Source organism: Fibrella forsythiae (assembly GCF_017353175.1).
Lineage (GTDB): Bacteria > Bacteroidota > Bacteroidia > Cytophagales > Spirosomataceae > Fibrella > Fibrella forsythiae.
The window spans coordinates 1-993 of the sequence record NZ_JAFMYW010000058.1 but is presented as its reverse complement, the minus strand read 5'-3'; the positions used below and the strand labels follow the sequence as shown (position 1 = coordinate 993).

General features: G+C 46.8%; 1 pseudogene. It reads right to left on the bottom strand.

The features are described 5' to 3' along the window. Window positions 1-636 (bottom strand): annotated as a pseudogene (locus tag J2I46_RS32620) (gliding motility-associated C-terminal domain-containing protein); the annotation flags it as partial. Between the last annotated feature and the right edge of the window lie 357 nt (window positions 637-993).

The following is a 993-nucleotide window of genomic DNA, read 5'->3' as shown; positions in this document are numbered from 1 at the left end:
TTGGTATTGTGGTACCGGAAGTGCCCGGCAAGGAAAATCCGGAGGTGTATTTTGCGGAATAGCAATGCGGTATGAGAGGCTATCGCCATCTAGGTCATAAGCCGCCGGGTTATGGCAGTATTTCTGGCCAATGCGGGCCGAGTCGACCGGTGGGTTGAGCAGGATCGGATTGGTATTGAAGCCCAGCGCTGCGTTGGCCGAGATAGTGGTCGTAACCAGGAAGTTGATTAAGTCAGTGTTCGCTCCGTTCCTGATATTACGCGTCCCCTGGTTACGGTTAACAATCTGAGCAGTAATAGAATAAACACCAGGTCCATTATACGTGTAGGTGGTTTGATAGGTATTTACGGTTGTCCCTCTACCTAAAGGCCGAATGGATATCCGATCTACATTGAAACTGGTCCCATCACCAAAACAAAATGTCGCATAGGTAGCTTGTTCAGCCGCTAATCGGCCATTTACAATATCGTAGTAAGCTGTCAGCGTAATTTCGTAGGTTATCCCCGTGCCTGATCCGGCAACACGACGCGTCGTGATCTCGCCCGCTCTAACGTGAGAAGCCTGAGCAATAATAGGCGCAAACAGGCACGTACCCAGCAGCAGAACCAACAAACAACCTGTGTAGCAAGCTCTCATATCGTTGAGTGTCTTTTTGTGAGTCAACGATTTTGGTCATTAAACTTATATAGTTCTTAGCGGCAAAACTGGGGCTTTGAAATGGTTATTTACTGTACGATCAGAGAAGAACTGCGGATAGTATTCTGCCTCTGAATACTGGCTAATAAAGTTTGGCAATAAGCCTCGCGTCAACACCTTCGACTCTACCTAGGGTGACAGGATAATCAGGTACGTTCATTACTATCCAGGAAGCCTATCACCCAGATGCTTAAACCAAAATCCACTCCCAGTCGATTTTGGTAAAGACAAAAAAGGGCGACCACAATGGGTCGCCCTAACAACTCTATAAAAAACGATTTATTTCATCGAAACACC